Consider the following 18,075-nt stretch of genomic DNA (forward strand, 5'->3'; position numbering starts at 1 on the left):
CCTCACCCTACGTGCCGGTCCCTCTGTCCCGGTACGGTCGCGCGCCTGGCGAGGGCGCCCCGGTGCCGCGGCGGGTGCGGCTCGGGGTGGCCGGGTGCGTAGGCGTCCGACTGCGGCTTCTCCGCGCTGTCCAGGCCGCCTCCCACGCCGCCGCCCGCGGCCCCCGCGGGCCCGGCCGCGCCGGGCGGCTGCGGGCGCCGCGGCGCCGGCACCGTGGGGGGTTCCGGCGGCGGTACGGCCTGGGGATTGCGGGCCCGGTAGGCGGCCCGGTACGCGGCCGGGGAGGAGCCGAGCTGGCGGCGGAAGTGCCCGCGCAGCGCGACCGGCGAGCGGAAGCCGCAGCGCCCTGCCACTTCGTCCACGGAGAAGTCCGACGTCTCCAGCAGCCGCTGCGCCTGAAGCACCCGCTGGGTGATCAGCCACTGCAGCGGTGCGCTGCCGGTGAGCGAGCGGAACCGCCGGTCGAACGTGCGTCGGCTCATGTACGCGCGGGCCGCCAGAGTCTCCACGTCGAACTGCTCGTGCAGGTTCTCCAGCGCCCAGGCCACGACCTCCGCCAGCGGGTCTCCGCCGATCTCCTCGGGTAAAGACCTGTCGAGGTAGCGCTCCTGGCCGCTGCCGCGCCGCGCGGGCACCACCAGCCTCCGGGAGAGCGCGGCGGCGGCCTCGGCGCCGTGGTCCTGGCGCACCAGGTGCAGGCACAGGTCGATGCCGGCGGCCGTGCTCGCCGAGGTCAGGATGTCGCCGTCGTCGACGAACAGCTCGCGCGGGTCCATGTGGACCGACGGGTAGCGCTTGGCGAGCGTCGGCGCGTACATCCAGTGCGTGGTCGCCGGGCGGCCGTCGAGCAGCCCGGCCGCGGCGAGTGCGAACGCGCCGGTGCACAGCCCGACGATGCGGGCGCCGTCCTCGTGCGCCCTGCGCAGCGCGTCCAGCGCCGCGGCGGGCGGCGGCTGGGTGATGGAGCGCCACGCGGGCACGACGACGGTGCCGGCCCTGGCCAGCGCTTCCAGCCCGTACGGGGCGGAGAGCTCCAGGCCGCCGGTGGTACGCAGCGGGCCGTCCTCACCGGCGCAGACCAGCAGCCGGTACCGGGGGGTGCCGGCGTCCTGGCGGTCGACTCCGAAGACGGAGAGGGGGATGGAGTTCTCGAAGACGGGGCCACCGCTGAACAGCAGCACGGCGACGACCTCACGGCGCCGCCGGGGCGGGCGCGGTGCCTCGCCCCGCACCGCCTCGGCCCGCACCGTGGCTGCCGCCACCTCGGGTGTGCGTGGCCCGCCGGACCGGATCGTTGCGCCCGCTCCGGTGGAGTCCTGGCTCATGACGCTAAGCCCCCTCGCTTCTCTCTTCCTCCGCGTCCTGCACCTACACCCCCGGGACGATCTCGGTCTCTCGGCCAAGATCAAATCTACTGTGTGTTGTCCGACGGACCGGACAGCTTCAGCCCCGCATCTATAACGACAGGTAGAGCGCGTCTTGTGTGACACGCGTGGCAGGTTCGGCCCTACCTCTATGTCGACAAGGAAACCTGGCGTGAAGCTTTCGATCGCGAACGGTGTCACTGGTTCACGCGACAGGGAAGGCCACCCCCCTCCGGTTCTCCGACGTGCAAGGCTCGTGCGCCCCGACTGCGCCCCCAGCCCCCCGAGCCCGGAACGTTCCAGCCTTAAGTCTTGCAACTCCGGTGTACAGAAGGGAAGTTGGCCGAAAAGATCGGGGTCACAGGAGGTTGTCCCCTCAACCACGGGCGTACGCCCGCGCCCAGCCGCGAAAACGCCGGTGACCGCCCCGGCCGCGCCGTGTCCTGCGGCGCGACCCCGGCGCACGTGCCACGTTTGCCTTCGCGGCGGCGACGACGCACCCCGGGGGCGCGGCGACAGCGCACGGAAGCGTGGGGGGCGGCACGAAGGGCGGCGGCGTGATCCCCGAGCGCCGCCGCCGTGCGCCCCCGGCAGTGCCCGGGACCGGTCCCCCCGGCCGCCGCGCCGCCCCTCCGGCGTTGCGCGGGACGCCGCACTGGGGCATGCTCCTGTGAACCGTTCGCCGGGGCCACCTGGCATACCGCCGCCCGCCCCTGGGCAAGGGAGGTGGTGTCGCCGTACCCTTGTTGTACGGGATTGGGAAGATGATTCCCGGACACAGGAAGTGCGGACACAGCAAGCCGTGTCCCTCCAGCCACGAGGATTCCCTTCGCCGAGACACCGATGGCCGGTCACGAATTCCCCGAACCCGCGGACCGCAAGCCGGTCGCCGATCCCACGGCGGACCTGGAGGCGGCGGCCGAGCCGCGCCAAGGCTGCGATCCCGCTTTCAAGCACGGCGTCGTCTGCGGCTTCGACGGTTCCATGTCCAGTGAACGCGCCCTGGCCTACGCGGTCGGGATGGCGCGGCGCCTGGGCTGCGGCCTGATCATCGTGCACGTGGCCAACCGGCTGCCCACCACCGTCTGGGCCGGCTGCGAGCCGCCCGTCTTCGTGGACGTCCCCGACCACCGCACCGAAGTCCTCGGGCTGGAACTCGCCTGCGCCGACTACCTGTCGGACGTGCCCTGGATCCTCGTCGAGCGCGGCGGCGACATCTGCCACGAACTGGAGGAAGTCGGCCGGGAGTACGAGGCCGACGCCATCGTGGTCGGCTCCACGCAGGGCATCGTGGGCCGCATCTTCGGCTCGGTCGCGGGCCGCCTCGCCCGGCGGGCGCAACGGCCCGTCGTCGTCGTTCCGTAGCCGCCCCCGCGCGCGTTTGCGCCGGTCGCGCCGGTGGTGCGCGCGGTCACGCCTCCCCGGAGAAATCTACTCGCGGGTAGATGTGGGTTGTGAATTTGTGAGGGGCATATAGGGGACACGATGACGCGCTGCCGACCGGGAGGTGACGGTCCCCGGTACGGCAGCGGCACCGCCGGCGTATTGGGCGACGCCGGCACAGGGGAGGCGGCCCTCTGCGCGACGTGGTGGCACGCGCAGAGGGCCGCTCTTTCGCCTCCCCCTGGGGACGGCGGGTTGGGGGGCGGGTGCACCGCCCCGCACCTGAGGCCCGGGTCAGCGGTCGCGGTGGTGGGTTGCGGGGGAGCCGTCCGGGCGGCGGGGGGAGTTGAGGGCCAGACGGGCGAGGCGGGTGATGAACTCCGTCTGCAGGGTGGTCTGCTCGCGTACGGGGATCCAGCGGGGCCCGAAGTCGGCCGCGTAGCTGCGGCGCCAGCGGGTGAGCAGCGTCTCCGCCGCCGGCCCGAGGGGATGGCCGTCCGTCGCGCGGGCGAGCATCGCCGCCGCCCGCAGCGGCAGCCGCTGGGCGGCCATGCGCAGCGCGAGGGCGCCGCCCGCGGTCGCCGCGGGCGGCGGGCTGCCCGGCGAGGGCGGCGCGGACCACTGCGCGGCGTTGGTGAAGCAGGCTTCGGTCAGCCAGGCCGCGGCGTCCAGCAACGGCCCGGGGGCGGCGCCGAGTCCGGTACGGGCCTCGTCCAGCAGCCCCGCCAACCGGTCGGCCTGCGCCCGCAGATGCCCCACGGCCCGCCCCACGACCAGCCCGGGCGCCCCCGTGGGCCGGAGGTCGGCGACGCCCTCGACGGCCCAGACGGGCGTCTCGACGACCGCGGTGACCGTGCCGTACCGCAGCGGGTGGAACCACGTCGAACGGGTCAGCCAGTCGCGGTGTACGACGTTGGCGTCGAGCCCCGCGCCCGCGGCCATGAGGAAGACGCCCGGCCCCGCACCGGGCATGTGCAGCGTGTCCACAGGGGCCGCGGCCAGCGGCACGGCGAGCCCGGCGGCAGCGTCCGCGAGCGCCGCGCGGGCGCCCGGCAGGTCGTGGGTGAGCTGCGCCCAGGCACCGCCGACGTCGTTGGCGTGCAGGGAGAACTGCACCGCAGGGCGCAGCTCGTCCAGCACGGTCAGCAGCGCCCGGGTCTCGGGCAGCGGTGCGGTCCGGCCGCCCGGCGGCGGCAGCCACTCGGGCTGCTGGTCGGCGGCGGGCCGGTAGAAGTGGCGGAGCTGGCGCTCCAGGGTGCCGGGGTGGCGGGTCCAGGGCTCGGTGTGGCGGGCGCCGTCCGGGTCCAGGCAGAGCAGGAAGTGCCAGGCGGCGTCGCGCGGCCGGCGGTCACGCGCGCCGGCCCCGACGCGCCCGCTGCGCCTGCCGCGTACGGCCTGGTAGGCCAGGTCGGCGACGGCCGCGCCCCCGGCTGGCTCGTTCGGATGCGCGCCGCTGACCACCAGGACGTTCCGGGTGCCGTGGCCCACGGAGAGCAGCCACAGCGGCTCCCCCGCGCGGGATTCGCCGACCTGCCGGAGCCGGCAGCGGGACGGATGGCGCCGCGCCAGGTCGCGGGCGGTCCTGGTGAGGTCGTCCACGGTGGGGTAGCGGTGCCGCGCCAACGCGGGGACGCCGACCGACGTCACTCGCCGCTGGGGTTGCTGCCGCCTGTCGTCTCCTTCTTGTCGAGACGACGGATCCTGATCTCCTGCATCGCGCCTCCCTCCCACCTGGTCAACTCTGTGTGCTTGAAACGACTCACTCAGTAGTGCACATTGGGCCGCGTCGGTGCAAGCTTCCTGGCGCAGCATCCTGGAGTGGGGTATGGCGGTGGGAGAGTGGGCGCGGCCACGGGTCAAACCGGAGCACCGCGGCTATCGCACCGTGGCGGGAAACGTCCGTATCGGCAGCGTGATCTACGGCGTCGGCGCGGAGATCGAGGACCCGCGGGGCTGGGTCTGGACGCTGGTCGAAGCTGCCGACGGCACCCGCAGTGCGCAGGACATCGTCACCGCGGTGCGCAGCCGGCACGAGGAGGTCGAACCCGGCGACGTCACCGCGGCCTTGGAGCGGCTGGCCGCGGCCGGCTTCCTGGAGGACGCGGCCGCGCCGCTGCCCGCGCAGTTCTCGCCGCGGGAGGCCGAGCGCTACAGCCGGGGCGTACCGCTGCTCCGCTGGATGGACCTCGGCGCCCGCGCCAGCGCGTGGGAGGCGCAACTGCGGCTGAAGGAGGCCCGGGTACTCGTCCTGGGCGTCGGGGGTACGGGTGGCGCGGCCGCCTGGCACCTGGCCGCCTCGGGCGTCGGCCGCCTGCACGTGGTCGACGACGACCGGGTGGAACTGTCGAACCTCAACCGGCAGTTGCTGTACGCGGAGGCGGACGTGGGGCGGCGGAAGGCCGAGGCGGCGGTGACCAGACTCGCCGGTCTCAACCCCGACATCCGCGTCACCGGCGAGGTGCGCCGCATCGCCACCGCCGCGGAACTCGCCGCGCTCGTCGTGTCCTCGCCCCCGTACGACGTGTTCGTGCTGGGCGCCGACGGGCCGCCGCAGATACGGCGCTGGGCGAACCGGGCCTGCCTGGCCGCCGGTCTGCCGTGGGTGGACGGCGGCTACAGCGGGCCGCTCGTCACCGCGGGCATCCACCGGCCCGGCACCGGCGGGTGCTGGGAGTGCCTGCACGACCAGGCGAGGGAGCGGGCCGACCTCGGCCTCGCCCCCGGAGCCGACGAGCCCGGCACCTCCGCGCACCTGCCGTGGAACCCCGCCAACGCCGTCACCGCCGGGTTATCCGGCGCGCTCGTCGCGTACGGCGCCCTGGCCCTGCTGACCGGCATCCCGCCGCTCGAACCCGGCAACCGCTTCGGGTTCAACCTGATGGTGCCCGGCGACGAGGTGACCGTCCGGCTGCCCCGCCGTCCCGACTGCCCGGCCTGCGGCGGCCTGCGGTGAGACACGACGGCGACCGGCATCGGAGCCGGCCGCCGCCACCGCCCGTGCCTACTCCACCGTCACCGACTTCGCCAGGTTCCGCGGCTTGTCGATGTCCCGGCCCAGCTCCAGCGCCGTGTGGTACGCGAAGAGCTGGAGCGGGATGCCCATGAGGATGGGGTCCAGCTCCGGCTCGCTGCGCGGTACCACGATCGTGTGGTCCGCCTTCTCCTGCCGCCGGTGCGCCACCGCGAGGATGCGGCCCTCGCGGGCCTTGATCTCCTCCAGCGCCGCCCGGTTCTTCTCCAGCAGCTCGTCGTCCGGCACGATCGCCACCGTCGGCACCTCCGGCTCGATCAGCGCCAGCGGGCCGTGCTTCAGCTCGGAGGCCGGGTACGCCTCGGCGTGGATGTAGCTGACCTCCTTGAGCTTCAGCGCCGCCTCCCTGGCCACCGCGTACCCGCGGACCCGGCCGATGAACATCATCGACCTGGCGTGCGCGTACTCCTTCGCCAGCGCCCGGATCTCGTCCTCGCCGCGCAGCATCTCGGCGATCTGCTCGGGCAGCCGCCGCAGCCCCTCGATGACGCGGCGGCCGTCGGCGACCGACAGGTCGCGGATGCGGCCGAGGTGGAGCGCGAGCAGGCCGAAGGCGACGACGGTGTTGGTGAAGCACTTGGTGGACACCACGCAGACCTCCGGGCCCGCGTGCACGTAGATGCCGCCGTCCGTCTCCCGGGCGATGGCCGAGCCGACGACGTTGACGACGCCGAGGACCCGCGCGCCCTTGCGCTTCAGCTCCTGCACGGCGGCCAGCACGTCGTAGGTCTCGCCGGACTGGGAGACGGCGACGTAGAGCGTGTCGGGATCGACGACGGGGTTGCGGTAGCGGAACTCGCTGGCCGGCTCGGCGTCCGCGGGCACCCGCGCCAGCTCCTCGACCAACTGCGCGCCGATCATGCCCGCGTGGTACGACGTGCCGCAGCCCAGGATCTTCACGCGCCGCACCGCGCGCGCCTCGCGCGCGTCCAGGTTGAGGCCGCCGAGGTGGACGGTGGAGAACCGGTCCTCGATGCGCCCGCGCAGCACGCGGTCGACGGCTTCGGCCTGTTCGCAGATCTCCTTGTGCATGTACGTGTCGTGGCCCGCCATGTCGTACGACTCGGGCGACCACTCCACCGTCTCCGGCGAGGACGACGTGCGCGAGCCCTCGGTGGTGTACGTGCGGTAGTCGTCGGCCTTGATGGTGGCCATCTCGCCGTCTTCGAGGGTGACGACCTGGCGGGTGTGCGAGACCAGCGCGGCGACGTCGGAGGCGACGAACATCTCCCGCTCGCCGATGCCGAGCACGACGGGCGAGCCGTTGCGGGCGACGACGATGCGGTCGGGGTGGTCGGCGTGCAGCACGGCGATGCCGTACGTGCCCTCCACCAGCCGCAGCGTCTCGCGTACGGCCTCCTCCAGGGTGGCGGCGGCGGAGCGGCCGACGAGGTGGGCCAGCACCTCGGTGTCGGTCTCGGAGGTCAGCTCGACGCCGTCGGCGGCGAGCTTGGCGCGCAGGTCGGCGGCGTTGTCGATGATCCCGTTGTGGACGACGGCGACCCTGCCCGCCTCGTCCAGGTGCGGGTGGGCGTTGGCGTCGCTGGGGGCGCCGTGGGTGGCCCAGCGGGTGTGGGCGATGCCCGTGGCGCCGGCGAAGCGCTTGGGCAGCCGGGCCTCCAGGTCACGTACCCGGCCCTTGGCCTTGACGGTCTTCAGCGCGCCGGAGCGGGCCGCGATGGCCACGCCGGCGGAGTCGTAGCCCCGGTACTCCAGCCGCTGGAGCCCTTCGAGCAGCAGCGGCGCGGCGTCGCGCTTGCCGATGTAACCAACGATTCCGCACATATCGTCGCTTCCTGTCGGGAGAGGGTGAGGGTGGGGGGCTAGCCGTAGACGAGGCGGCGCAGCTGGCGCCGGGTCAGCTCGGGCGGGGCGACCGCGCGGTGCGCCAGCTCGCGGGCGATCCGGTCGAAGATCTCGTCGTTCACCAGGCCGCCCGCCTGCAGCTCGCGGTGGCGCCGGCGGACGAACGCGGGCGTCGTCTCGTCGAAGTAGGCCAGGACGTCCTGCACGACCCGCGCGGCTTCGCCGCGGCTGAGTGGCGCGCTGCGCATCAGGTGGTCGATGAGGTCGTCGTGCACCCGTTGATACTGCTTGATGATCACCACTTCCGCAAGAAGTCTGCCCGGAATCGGGCAGGAATTACTCCATTTCCTAGCCGGAACGGCCTAGACCTTGATCGCGCCCCACTCTCTGGCGGCACGCCCGATGTCCGGAATGTCCATGCCGCACGCGCGACCGCAGCCCGATGTGACCATCTGTGCGGCGTCACCGCGGCGTGTCCGCCTCCACGGTCGAAGGCAGCCGTGGGCGCAGCGTCTGCACGCCGTGGAAGAGCCCGGGGGGTGCGGCGGCAGAGATCAGCACCGCCGGCCCAGGAGGTCAGCACCTAGCGCAGGACGACGCCGCCAAGGCAGGCACGCTGCTGGTGCTGTCGCCCGCCAATTGGACGTACCTGGACGTCAAGTACCCCAGGGCCGAAGCCCAGGGCTTGTAAGTCCTGAGCGCCACTGGCTGTGGCGTCGGCCTACGTCTGAGGAGGCGCTAAGCGTGTTGCTTGACGGTCCTGGGGCGCTTGACTTCGCCCCGCTGCCACACAGCATCGGCCCGGTGGGCGATGTTGCGGGAGCCGTTGCGGTCCGCGTTCATCACGTTCCCGCAGGAGCGGCACGCGAACCATGCCTGGGACACCCGGTTGGTCCGGTGGGTGTGCCAGCACTCGGAGCACTGGCGGGAGGTATTGCGCGGGTCCACGTGGACCACGGGAACCCCTGCCCGCTTGGCTTTGTACTCGACGAACGCGCCGAGCTGGGCGAACGCCCACGAGTGCAGCCTGTACCGCTGTTCTTTCCTGGCCGTAACCCTCTTGCGGATGCCCTTCAGATCTTCCAGGGCGACGCCGCGAGAGGTGCGTTCAGCGGTAATGACGATAGTCTTCGAAACGACGTGGTTGGTGTCGGTGGCGAACCTGGCTTCACGGTGCCGGATGCTCTTAAGGCGCCGCTTGGCGGACTTGGTGCCCTTCTTCTGCAGCTTGGTCCGCAGGCGGTTTATGCGCCGCCGGTACCGGTTGACCCTCCGGCCGGACAGCTTCGCACCGTCGTTGGTCGTGGCGATGTTGACGATCCCGAGATCGACCCCGAGCCATCCTTCCGGCTCGTAGGCGTCGGGTTCGGGAAGGTCGATGGTGGCGGTCAGGTAGAACGATCCGTCCCGGAACACCAGGTCGGACTCCCCCTTGCGCGAGGCAAGGAGTTTAAGCGCTTCGGACGAGCACACGAACGGAATGCCCTTGATCCGCCCCGCAACCGTCCAGATGCTGACGGTCTGCTCATCCACGTTCCACGTCAGACAGTGGTCATCGAACGGCTGCGCCGCGTTTTCACGGAACCGGATCGGCTTGGAAGTTGCCTTGCCTTCGGCCTTCTCCGACAGATTCCCGTTCTTGATGTTCCCCGCAAGGGTCGCGTAGGCATCCACGACCTTCTTGATCGTGCGCACCGACGCCTGAGCGGCGAGATCGTAGGTGGCCTTCATGTCGTAGTACACCGCATGGTGCAGCTCGTTACGACGCTTGAGATCACGCTCGTGTGCAACCTCGGAGATCCAGTTCGCCGCCCGGTTGCAGGCACGCAGGGTCGCTGCCAGCGAATCGGCCACGTAGACCGACCCCGGCTGCAACTTCACCTGCGCGACGATCTTCATACAAGTGACGCTAATAGACTCCAGCGGGCAAGGTCAACTTACGGTCCCGGGCACGTAGTTCGGGCAAACGAAGATCTGCTCTGGAGGCGAATCGACTTCCCGCGCGCCGCGGGCGCCGCCGAGCTGGGCTGGTCCCCGGCCGCGAAGCTCGGCTGGGACGGCTACCGGGACCGGCTGGTGGCGCAGGGCCCGCGGTGGGAGGCGATGGGCATCGACTTCTACCGCTCGACGCAGGTGCCCTGGGAGTGACCCCGGCGCGGCCGGGACAGGGGGCACGGGCCCGCCTCCCCCCGGCGGCTGCCGGTCCGCGGCGAGGCCGCGGAGCCCGCTGAGGGGAGGCGGTGGGGGGACGGCCCGCACCGCTCGGCACGGCTGGAGACCACCGCCTCCGCGCCGTCCCGAGGAACGCTACGCACGCTAGCGGCCCCGACTCGGGCAAAAATCGCAACACGGGCACCGGGCGCGAGCCTTAAGGCTCTCTTGAGGAACGCATCGGAAGCACTTAATCCGCGCGCCGCCGGGGCGGGAGCACCCCGCCACGGCGGCGCGCGGACGGTCGTTCAGGTGCGAGTGTCGCTCAGGTGCGGCAGCTCACGTACGGCAGCTCAGGTGCCTCCGCCGAGCTTCACCTCCCGCGGCGTGCCGTTGCTGGCGCTCCAGCCGGCGTTGAAGCCGAAGGAGACCGAACCGCCGTCCGGCACCGCACCGTTGTACGGCGCGTTGCGGCAGCTCACCGTGGTGCCGGTCTGGGTGCAGACGGCGTTCCAGGCGTTCTGCAGGCGCTGGCCGTCGGGGAAGTCCCACTCCGCCGTCCAGCCGTCGAGGGCGGCGCCGTCGCAGGTGATGGTGACGCTGCCGGTGAAGCCACCCGGCCACTCGTTGGGCACCGAGTACGCCGCGGAGCACTCCTCGCCGGGCCCCGGCCCCGGGTCGCCGCCGCCGCCGCTGCCGAGGTCGTCGGCGTAGCCGGCGATCCAGGCGAGCGGGGCGTTCCAGTTGATCGTGACCTCGTTGGTCGAGTACGACTCGATGTCGTCGATGTAGCACATCGCCGGCGGGCAGCCCGCCAGTTCCCGCTGCGCCACCGGGTCCTCCAACTGCGAGTCCGGGCCGCCGGCCAGCGCGCCCGCGGGCGGGTTGGGCAGGCTGGGGTCGAGCTGATTGGCCCAGAACCTGTGGTGCTGGTTCTTCGAGTCGCGCTCGCCGTGTCCGGTGACGTACGACTGGTTCAGCGGGTTGCGGCCCAGCAGGTAGTCGAGGCCCGTGAGCACGGCGTCGCGGTAGCCGGCCTCGCCGGTCAGGCCGTGGGCGGTGGCCAGGACGACCATGTTGTTGAGCACCTGGCTGTTGGAGCCCCAGACGTAGCGCCCGCCCGCGGGGGCGTACGGGACGCCGTAGGCGGCGTTCGCGGCGTCGGCCGCGTAGCCGTCGGCGGCGTCGGTGACCATGCCGCCTACGACGGCGAGCTGCGCGTCCGTCAGCCCGCTGTCGACGGTGGCCAGGTCCAGCGCGCCGAGCCCGGCGGTGGCGGCCCACGACATGCCGCCGTCGGGGAAGACCGCCGCGGCGTCGCCGTGCAGGGGCGAGCGGAGCACGTCCTGGAGGTACGTGTCCTCGCCGGTGGACAGGTACAGCTCCGCGGCGGCCCAGTAGAACTCGTCGCTCACGTCGCCGTCGCTGTACGCGCCGCCGCCGGTGCCGTCGTCCGGGTCGGCGAGCATGTCGGGGTGCGCCTTCGCGGCGGCGTACGCGGTACGGGCCGAGGCCAGGCAGCGGTCGGCGAAGGCGGCCGTCTCGTCATAGTCCGCGTAAAGCCGCCCGCACTGCGCGCCGGTCGCGGCCAGGTTGAGCGTCGCGGCGGTGGACGGCGGGTGCAGCTCGCGCGGCTGCGGGTCCTCGTGCGGCAGCGTCGGCAGGCCGGTCCACTGCGCGTCGTGCAGCTTGTGGTGCGCCATGCCGGCCAGGTCCTCGCCCGCGGGCACCTGCATGGCGAGCAGGAACTCCAGCTGCCAGCGCGCCTCGTCGAGCACGTCGGGCACGCCGTTGCCGCGCTCGGGCACCGCGAGTTTGCCGTCGCCGAGCGGCTCGCCGTCGGCGCCCTCGGTGGTCAGCGTGCGCTCGTACGCGCCCATCACCTGCGCGGCGGCGATGCCGCCGTTGACGACGTACTTGCCGTGGTCGCCCGCGTCGTACCAGCCGCCCGCGGCGTCCAGCGTGTAGTCGCAGCCGCCCGGCTGGCACGGGACGTCGTCGTCGCCCCGGTTGGGCGCGACGCCCACGTGCCCGGCGGGCCTGGCGTACTCCTCGCCGACCAGTCCGGCGTCGATCTCGATGCCGCTGCGGTTGTGGTAGAAGTACGCGAGCGCGTCGGTGCGCAGGGTGCCGTAGATGTCGTCGCCGATGGCGAACGGCTCGCTGGTCTCGCCGTCGATCGTGACGGTGTAGCCCTCGCCCGCCTCGGTGAAGTCGCCGAAGGCGAAGGTGTGCACGTTCTCCAGCGAGGTCGGGTCGGTGCCCGCGGGCACGGTGGTGCCGCTCGCCTTCTCGGTGCCGTCCGCGGCGTTCAGCGTCCAGGTGAGCGGCTGGGCGGACTCGGTGACGAAGGTGCCGTTCTTCGGCCCCTCGGTGAGGTAGCCGACCTGGTTGACGCGCACGGGCGAGCCGGTGTCCGGGTCGTACGGCGGCTGCTCCGCCCCGCCGCGCAGGGAGACGTCGTCGACGCAGAAGGTGAACGCCGCGTCGCTGCCGCCGACTTGGAAGGCGAGCTGGGCGGCGTCGTCCGCGGCGGTGGCGGTGAAGACGTGCTCGAAGGTCTTGGCGGTGTCCGTCACCTGGTCCGCGGAGGAGAAGAACTGGCCCCACGGCTCCACGGCCTGCTGCACGTTGGTGCGGATCGTCACGGGTGCGGTGGCGGTCGCCGTATAGCGCAGGGCGTAGGTCTCGCCGGCGGCAATCGGCAGGTCGTTCTGGCCGATGATGGCGTCCCACGGGTTGGCTGTCCCGGCGGGCACGTCGGCGCAGAGCCGCCCGCCGACCACGGTGGCGGGGCTGTCCGGCGTCCACCACCAGGGCGCGGTGCCGGCGTCGAAGCCGCCGTTGAGGATCAGCTCGGGGCCCTCGTCGGCCGCGGCGGCGCCGGGCGCGGCGAGCGCTCCGGCGACCAGCGCGGCGGCGAGGGCACGGGGTATGTGCCGTCTCACGGAAGACGTCCTTTCGGCAGGGGGTGTGGGGGGCGCGGCCGCACCCCTCGTCGTCACGGCCGCGCCCTCGCGGGGCGGGGGTCGACCCGCCGTCGTGCCGCGGCCGGTGCGTACGGGCCGGAAAGGTCCGGCGCCGTACACACCGGCCGCGCGCCGGCGTCAGGGCTCCGTGCCCCACACCGGCGAGCCGGCGACGTACGCGACGACTCGTTGCGCGTCGATGTACGTTCCCGTGGTGGCGGCGCGGCTGTAGTCGTCCGACTCGTCGAAGGCGGACCAGTCGGTCTTGTTCAGCCGCAACTGGATGTCGCCGGTGGAGGCGCCGGCGGCGAGGCTGCCGGCGCCGGCGGTGAAGCCGACCTCCAGATAATGCGTGGCACCGGCCTTGCCGCCGCCGGCCGCGACCACGCGGTGCGTGACGTTGGCGGCGCCGAGCTGGGCGTAGTCGCACCAGGTGCTGTACGTGGCCGCGCCGGACTCGCCGCTGAACCAGTACCGCAGGGTCAGAGTCGACAGGCTCAGCGCGCCGCCGCCGGTGTTCACGATCCGCAGGCCGGGCCTGATCTGGTTGTCGGTCGCCGCCTGGTCGTTGTTGCGGTACTCGACCTTCACCGCCCCGGTGCCGGTGCCCGTCCCGGTCCTCGCCGCCACCGCGGCCGAGTGGGGCGAGGCGTTGCCCGCCGCGTCCCGGGCGGCGACCGTGTAGGAGTAGGCGGTGGCGGCGGAGAGCCCGGTGTCGGTGAAGGACGTGGAGGTCGCGCTGCCGGCGGGGGTGCCGTCGCGGTACACGTCGTACGCCGTGACCCGCACGTTGTCCGTCGAGGCGGTCCAGGCCAGCGCGACGCTGCTCGCCGTGGTGCCGGTGACCCGCAGCCCGCCCGGCGCGGTCGGCGGCTCGGTGTCGTCTCCGGGTCCGCCGGGGGTCTCCCCGCCGAGCAGTTCGCCGTAGGCGGCGAGGGCGAGGGCCAGGGCGGCCTGGGCCCAGAAGCGGTGGTACGTGAACACCGGCGCGGCGCCGCCGTCGAGGTACGTCTGCACCTTCTCCCAGTCCGGGTCCTCGCGGTACCAGGAGCGCAGGCCGATGAAGGTGACGCCGGGTGCGATGGGGTCGCCGTGCGGGGAGGTGCCGGACCAGCCGGCGGGCACGTACACCTCGTCGTCGAAGCGGTTGTAGTCGCGGCGGGTCTCGGGGACGGCGATGCCCTTGTCGTCGGCGTGCGCGGCCATCGCGTCGAGCAGCGCCTTGGCCAGCGCCGCGGCGTCGGTGTCCGCGGCCCTGGCGGCGTAGTAGACCAGCGTCATGACCAGCGCGGCGCCGACGCCGACGTCGTCGGCGTAGTCCACGACGTCCACGTGCAGGCCGGCGTTGGCGCCCGGGTTCGCGGCGTTCCAGGTGTCGGGGGCGCCCGTCCACCGCAGGGTGGACGGGAAGCGGTAGCTGCCGTCGGCGCCGACCGTGGTCTCGGCGGAGGCCCAGGCCACCCACTTGGCGAGGATCGCCCCGGCGTCGGCGTTGCCGGTGGCGTGGTAGTACTGCGCGACGCGCTCCATGCCCCAGACCTGGAAGCCGAACCAGTTGTTGCTGGGCGGGTCGTGGTAGACGGGCTGCCAGTCGTAGGGCATGCCGTAGAAGGTCGGCGTGCCGGCGGGCGGGGTGCCGTACTGCCCCTCCCAGCTGTTGGTGCAGCCGCCGGCGAGGGCGCCCTCGGTGGACTGCAGCCAGCGCAGGAACTCCAGTTGGCGGGTGAGGGACTTGGCCCAGTCGCTCTTCGCGGTGGGGGATTTGGGGGTCAGCTCGGGCACGGTGGACAGCGCCCAGGTGGCGAAGGGGTTCTGGTAGCCCTGATGGGAGGCGCCGTCCCCGATGCGCCAGGCCCAGCCGCCGCCGCTGCCGGTGGAGCCGCCCCAGGCGTAGTACCAGGACAGCAGGTAGTGCTGGGAGGTGCGGCCGGTACCCGCGGGGCAGCCGGTGGGGCTGTCGCAGTCGCCGATCTGCTTGAAGTACTTGTCGAACATGGCGTAGCGCAGGTAGTCGCCCATCTTCGCGGCCCGCGCCACCGAGGCGGAGATCTGCCCGGCATTGCCCTGCTCCTTGGCCCAGGTCAGCGCCCAGTACGCGGCCTGCACGGCGCGGGCGTCGGCGTCCGGGGCGTTGGTGTACTTCCACTGCCGGGCGTAGGAGGCGTCGCCGACGAAGAGGTCGAGGTAGCCGTTGGGGCCGCCGTACTCGAAGAGGTCCGTCGTCGGCTGCGGGATGGTCTCCCAGACCGACTCCTGCGAGCCCCGCTGGTAGCTGTTGATGAAGGACGCGCCGGGCCCGGGCCCGTTCTGGCCGCCGGTGCCGGGGGTGTTGCCGTAGCCGTAGACGTTGTCGAGGTCCATCAGCCAGTGCATGCCGTAGACGTCCATCGTCCCGTACGCCGAGGCCAGTTCGGCGGCGATGGGGTCCTGGCCGACGGGCACGCCGGGGTCGAGCTGGGAGGGGTACGACGAGACCTCGGGGTGCTCGGGCGCGTAGGTGGCGGGCGAGCCCGGGTTGTACGAGCCGCTGCTGGGCTGGTCGGCGTGCGGCGGGATGATGGAGCGCTCGGCGGTCTCCCAGGCACCGTTGAACGGGCCCCAGTCGCCGGTGACCCTGCCGTACGCGGCCTCCAGCCAGATCCAGAAGCTGAACGCCTCCGAGGTGGTCTGGTGGCCGTGGTCGGGCGCCTCGACGATCAGCGTCTCGACGCAGTGGTAGGGGATGCCGTCCGGGCTGAAGTACCCGTTGGCCGGATCCTTGATCTTCTCGTACTGGGCGAGGAAGGCGTCGGTGTACGGGGTGGCGGCGACGGCCTTCGTGCGGTCGCCCGCCGGCGCCTGGACGGCGTGGGCGGTGGCGCCGGCCACGGCCTGCCCGGCGCCGAGGGCGACGAGCGCGCCGCCGGCGGCGGTGGTGAACGATCTTCGCGACAGCCGTGCGGACTCGTCGGGAGTGCGGGGTGCGTGCACGAATCCTCCTGGAGCTGGAAGGTGTTCGGGCGTGCGGACGCGCGAGCGGACGGCGTGGGGGGACAGCCGGGCCGGGCGCACGGGGCCTGTGTGCGCCCGACCCGGCTGAGCTGACCGGACGGGGTGGTCCTGGTGTGGTACGCCCCCGTCCTCACCTCGCGGAAGGAGGTGCAAGTCTTGAAGGGTGGGAGCGCTCCCAATTTCCCGAAGGGTTATGCACCTGTCAACCCTCCGGACGAAAGTCGCCCCGCGGCCGGGGCAGTTGCCCGCTAGGGTCTGTCTTCAATCTCGCGTCGTTCGCCCGTAGGGCGGGCGGCGCAGGGGGCACCGCCCACGCCCCCCGGGGCGTAGGGGGAGTCTGGTGCGTGCGATCCGGGCCCCGCCGAAATAGCGTGTGTGCCGGTGAACCTCGCAGTGGTGACAGCCGTTGACCCAGGTGGACCGTCTCCCCTTCTACCGATATCTGGGAGTGCTAGTGACCACACCTCCGAGCCCTCAGGCTGACTCTGACGACCCCACAGTGGACGCGCCGTACGTGATGCCCCCTCAGCAGGCAGGCGTGAGCCAGCGGGCCGTCGATGGCCGCAGTGCGCGGTGGGATGCGATGACCCCCGAGCAGCGGGCAGACGAGAGCCAGCGGCTCGCCGACGCCTACCGTCGGTGGTGGGAGGGGCTGAGCTCTGAGCAGCAGGCAGAGGAGAGGCAGCGGCGCGCCGATGTCGGCCGTGCGCGGTGGGATGCGATGACCGCCGAGCGGCAGGCAGAGGTGGGCCAGCGGCTCGCCGACGCCGGCCGTGCCTGGCGGGAGGGGCTGACTGCCGAGCAGCGGCTAGAGGAGAGGCAGCGGCTCGCCGATGGCGTCCGTCGGTGGCGGGAGGCTCCGGCGGATCGTGTTGCGGTAAATGCAACAGCGGCTCAGTTCTCGCGTGGTCGGAGGTACGACTGGATGACACCAGGTGCGGGCGGCTCGAACTCACAGAGCCCGGCTGCCGCGCTGAGTCCAGGGCGCAGGCGGGGGGCTCCGACGGCTTCCCGTTCTTCCAGGTCTGAGGCATCCATGCCCTCCGAACGTCGTCGCTCCGCTAGCCCGCCACCGCGGCGCACGGCCGGCCGCTGAACCCGCACCCCAGCGGGAAACCATCTGACCCGATCAGCGCAGGCTCATGCCCACACGCCCCACCACAAGGTTAAAACTCAAGCTAGGGGCCGGAAGGCCGGCCCGTGCACGCCGACGGGGCGGGCCCGAGCCGGGCCCGCCCCGCCCCGCGTCACGTCCCGGTGCCGGCGGCAGGACCGCCGGGGCCGCCCGCGCCGCCCGGGTCACCCCGAGGCGCGTACCACCAGCTCGGTCGGCAGCACCACGTGCCGCCCCTGGGTGGCGTCCTTCGCATCGATCCCGTCCAGCAGCACCCGCACCATCGCCCGCCCCATCTCCTCCGTGGGCTGCCGGACGCTGGTGAGCGGCGGGTCGGTGTGCCGGGCCACCGGCGAGTCCTCGAAGCCGACGACCGCCACCTCGTCCGGCACCGTACGGCCCGCCGCCCGCAGCACCTGGAGTGCGCCGGCCGCCATCACGTCGGAGGCGGCGAAGACCGCGTCCAGCGCGGGCCGCCGCTCCAGCAGCTCCTCCATCGCCCGCCGGCCGCCCTCCTCGGTGAAGTCCCCGACCGCGACCAGACCGGCGTCCTCCTCCCGGCCCGCTCCCTTCAAGGCCTGGCGGTAGCCCTCCAGCCGGCAGCTCGCGACGTACATGTCGGAGGGGCCGGTGATCGTCGCGATCGCCGAGCGCCCGCGGCCGATCAGATGCTCCACGGCCGCCTGTGCGCCGCCGGTGTTGTCCGAGTCGACGTACGGCACGGCCTCGCCCGCCGCCCGCCGGCCGTTGAGCACCGCCGGGAGCCCCATGGCCGCCAGCATCTCCGGCAGCGGGTCGCCCTCGTGCACGGAGACCAGTAGCACGCCGTCGACCCGGTCGGCGCTCAGATACGCCGCCAGCCGCTCCCGCTCCCGGGGCGAACGGATGAGCGTCAGCAGGAGCTGCTTGTCCGTCTCCGCCAGCTCCGCGCTCACCCCGCGGACGATGTCCGAGAAGTACGGCTCGGAGAAGAGCCGGGTCTCGGGCTCCGGGATCACCAGCGCGACCGCGTCCGCGCTGCCGGCCGCGAGCGCCCGCGCCGCGCGGTTGGGCACGTAGCCCAGCTCCGCCACCGCCCGCTCGACGGCCGTCCGCGCCTGCTCGCTGACCTGGTCCGATCCGTTGATCACCCGGGACACCGTCCCCCTGCCCACCCCGGCTCGCGCGGCGACCTGCTCCAGCGTCGGTCTGCCACCCCGCCCGCCACGTGTCACCGGCGTACGCCGATCCCTGACCGCCATTCCACCCTCCCGCGTTATGGCTGTC

General features: G+C 72.8%; 10 protein-coding genes. 2 read left to right on the forward strand and 8 right to left on the reverse strand.

Annotated features, from left to right (window positions below; translation table 11 throughout):
• Positions 1-2: 2 nt before the first annotated feature.
• On the reverse strand, positions 3-1,325 hold the full coding sequence (locus tag OG946_RS11545; RefSeq protein WP_442814321.1) for a helix-turn-helix domain-containing protein: 1,323 nt from the start codon (positions 1,323-1,325) through the stop codon (positions 3-5).
• Between the two features lie 882 nt (positions 1,326-2,207).
• Here OG946_RS11545 and OG946_RS11550 point away from each other — a divergent pair.
• The gene (locus tag OG946_RS11550; RefSeq protein ID WP_047015912.1) at positions 2,208-2,729 is read left to right on the forward strand and encodes a universal stress protein; all 522 of its coding nucleotides are present in this window, start codon (positions 2,208-2,210) and stop codon (positions 2,727-2,729) included.
• 312 nt (positions 2,730-3,041) lie between these two features.
• On the opposite strand, the gene OG946_RS11555 is transcribed toward OG946_RS11550, so the two are convergent.
• The gene (locus OG946_RS11555; RefSeq protein WP_326796040.1) at positions 3,042-4,394 is read right to left on the reverse strand and encodes a M14 family zinc carboxypeptidase; all 1,353 of its coding nucleotides are present in this window, start codon (positions 4,392-4,394) and stop codon (positions 3,042-3,044) included.
• Between the two features lie 178 nt (positions 4,395-4,572).
• Between OG946_RS11555 and OG946_RS11560 the strand changes: the two genes are divergently transcribed.
• Positions 4,573-5,700 (forward strand): HesA/MoeB/ThiF family protein, encoded by a 1,128-nt coding sequence (locus OG946_RS11560; RefSeq protein ID WP_326796041.1) that lies wholly within the window; start codon positions 4,573-4,575, stop codon positions 5,698-5,700.
• 48 nt (positions 5,701-5,748) lie between these two features.
• Here OG946_RS11560 and glmS read toward each other — a convergent pair whose 3' ends face one another.
• From glmS to OG946_RS11590, 6 genes are all read right to left on the reverse strand, one after another.
• Complete coding sequence (gene glmS / locus OG946_RS11565; RefSeq protein WP_326796042.1) at positions 5,749-7,563, reverse strand: glutamine--fructose-6-phosphate transaminase (isomerizing); 1,815 nt, start codon at positions 7,561-7,563, stop codon at positions 5,749-5,751.
• A 38-nt stretch (positions 7,564-7,601) separates the two neighbouring features.
• Positions 7,602-7,832 (reverse strand): hypothetical protein, encoded by a 231-nt coding sequence (locus OG946_RS11570; RefSeq protein WP_326800215.1) that lies wholly within the window; start codon positions 7,830-7,832, stop codon positions 7,602-7,604.
• A gap of 490 nt (positions 7,833-8,322) precedes the next feature.
• Entirely contained in the window at positions 8,323-9,483 is a 1,161-nt protein-coding gene (locus OG946_RS11575) for an RNA-guided endonuclease InsQ/TnpB family protein (RefSeq protein ID WP_326796043.1), read from the reverse strand.
• Between the two features lie 605 nt (positions 9,484-10,088).
• Positions 10,089-12,683 (reverse strand): glycoside hydrolase family 9 protein, encoded by a 2,595-nt coding sequence (locus OG946_RS11580; RefSeq protein WP_326796044.1) that lies wholly within the window; start codon positions 12,681-12,683, stop codon positions 10,089-10,091.
• A gap of 159 nt (positions 12,684-12,842) precedes the next feature.
• Positions 12,843-15,674 carry a glycoside hydrolase family 48 protein gene (locus tag OG946_RS11585; protein ID WP_326796045.1) on the reverse strand — a complete coding sequence of 944 codons (2,832 nt, stop codon included), beginning with the start codon at positions 15,672-15,674 and terminating at the stop codon, positions 12,843-12,845.
• Positions 15,675-16,994: 1,320 nt separating this feature from the next.
• Positions 16,995-18,050 (reverse strand): LacI family DNA-binding transcriptional regulator, encoded by a 1,056-nt coding sequence (locus OG946_RS11590; protein ID WP_326796046.1) that lies wholly within the window; start codon positions 18,048-18,050, stop codon positions 16,995-16,997.
• Between the last annotated feature and the right edge of the window lie 25 nt (positions 18,051-18,075).

Origin of the sequence: Streptomyces sp. NBC_01808 (assembly GCF_035917395.1) — a bacterium.
In the GTDB taxonomy this organism is placed as follows: Bacteria; Actinomycetota; Actinomycetes; order Streptomycetales; family Streptomycetaceae; genus Streptomyces.